Annotated in this window: 2 protein-coding genes and 1 pseudogene; 2 read left to right on the plus strand and 1 reads right to left on the minus strand. The window is 70.2% G+C overall.

All coding sequences use genetic code 11. The features are described 5' to 3' along the window. The first annotated feature begins 32 nt into the window (after positions 1-32). Complete coding sequence (locus G3N99_RS39505; protein WP_206125112.1) at positions 33-461, plus strand: TadE/TadG family type IV pilus assembly protein; 429 nt, start codon at positions 33-35, stop codon at positions 459-461. Beyond that, positions 454-1,494, plus strand: coding sequence for a TadG family pilus assembly protein (locus tag G3N99_RS39510; RefSeq protein ID WP_206125113.1), 1,041 nt, complete (start codon positions 454-456; stop codon positions 1,492-1,494). Before G3N99_RS39505 ends, G3N99_RS39510 begins: the two co-directional genes overlap by 8 nt. On the opposite strand, the pseudogene G3N99_RS39515 reads toward G3N99_RS39510, so the two are convergent. Further along, a pseudogene (locus G3N99_RS39515) lies at positions 1,467-1,958 on the minus strand (hypothetical protein); the annotation flags it as partial. The gene G3N99_RS39510 and the pseudogene G3N99_RS39515 sit on opposite strands and share 28 nt — an antisense overlap.

Genomic DNA, 1,958 nt, shown 5'->3' on the forward strand with positions numbered 1-1,958 from the left:
GGCGTCGTGCCGCCGGGTGCGGGGGCCGCAAAATGACACGCGGGGCGGCGGGCGCGCGCCACGCGCGCGGCGTCGTGTCCCTCGAGTTCGTGCTGATGCTGCCGTTCCTGCTGATGGTGCTGATCGGCATCATCGATACGAGCCTGATCCTGTGCGACAAGGCCGTCATCACGAACGCGAGCCGCGAGGCGGCGCGTGCCGGCGTCATGCTGCGCGTGCCGATGCTGACCACGACGCAGATCGCCAGCATCGCGCAGAACGCGATGCAGAACAGCCTGATCACCGGCGGCACCGCGACGACCCCGGCGGTGACCGTGACGCAGGCGAACGGCACGACGGCGGGCACCGCGCTGACGGTGACGGTGACCTACACGTATTCGGGGCTCGTGCTGGGGTCCGCGTTCAGCGCGCTCACCGGCCCGGTCACGGTCTCGGCGACGTCGGTGATGCTCTATGAATGACGTGGCCGCCACGCAACCCGTCGATGCTGCGCGGCAGCGCGGTTCGGTCGCGCTGTTCTTCCTGCTGTTCCTGATTCCGCTGCTGTCGTTCGGCGCGCTGGCGATCGACATCGCGTGGGTGGTCACGGTGAACAACCAGTTGCAGAACGCGGCCGATGCGGCCGCGCTCGCGGGGGCCGATGCGATGATGTCGCCGAGCGGCGGCGCGGTGAACTGGTCGCAGGCCGCGCCGGCGGCGAATGGCGTGATCGCGCAGAACTCGGCGGCCGGCGCGGCGCTGTCGACCGGCACGGTGACCACCGGATACTGGAACGTCACGCGCAACCCCTCGTCCATGCAGGCGACGACCATCACGCCCGGCCAGTACGACGTGCCGGCGGTGCAGGTCACCGTGTCGCGCGCACCCGGCGTGAACGGCGGCTCGATTCCGCTGCTGCTGGGCGGGCTGCTGGGGATTCCCGGCGCATCCGACAGCGCGACCGCCGTGGCGGTGCTGGCGGCGCCGGGCGGGGTCGGGGCAGGCGGGCTGTTTCCGGTCGCGATCGACCAGTGCGTGTACAACCTGTACTGGAACGCGTCGACCAACCAGCCGCTGATCAATCCGCTGACGGGCCAGCCATTCGAATTCTCGATCACGAACGGCCAGGTCTACGGCCTGCTGTGCATGGGCGGGCAGTGGACGTCGTTCCAGTCGACCGCGACCGACACGACGACGATGGGCGGCCTGATGACAACCGGCAACCCGACGACGCTCAACATCGGCGACAGCATCAATCTCGCGACCGGCGTGAAGGCGACGCTCTATACGTCGGTGCCGGTCGGCACGACGGTGGTGCTGCCGGTCGTCACGCAGACCGCGACCAGCACCACCGTGCCGATCGTCGCGTTCGCGCCGTTCCATATCGACGTGTCGCTCGGCGGCTCGTACAAGTACATCCAGGGTCATTTCGTCGCCGGCGTGAAGATGACCGGCGTCGCGACCGGCGTCGGGCCGTACTACGGCATCTACGTGCCGCCGCGGCTCGCGTTTTGAGCCCGCGGGCCGGCGCGGCGCAGCAGCACGAGGAGCGCGAACAGCGTCACGACCGGGCCGATCTGCGGCCATTGCAGCCACGGGTTCAGGTATTCGACGACCGGCAGCAGCCACATGAGCGCGATCGCGGTCTGCTCGCCGCGCAGCCAGCCGTCCTGCCAGCCCATCGCCAGCATGCACGCGATCGCGATGCCGAGCCACGCAAGCTCGTAGTGCCACACGTACGGGTTCGCCGCGAGCGTGGCGACCGCCAGCACCGCCGCGCGCAAGCGGATGTCGCGCGAGCGCGTCCACACGGTGCAGGCAACCGCGATCGCCAGCGCCGCGATGCACGCCTGCGCGGCATACGCAACAGCAGGCGGCAGGCCCGCGAGGCGGAACGCGGCGAACGGCGCCGGCGACGCGAGCCAGAACACCACGCCGTGCTCGAGGAGGAGCGTGCGCGCGATCGCCGTGCCCGCGAC

This window comes from Burkholderia sp. Ac-20392, from assembly GCF_017104585.1.
GTDB classification, from domain to species: Bacteria; Pseudomonadota; Gammaproteobacteria; order Burkholderiales; family Burkholderiaceae; genus Burkholderia; species Burkholderia lata.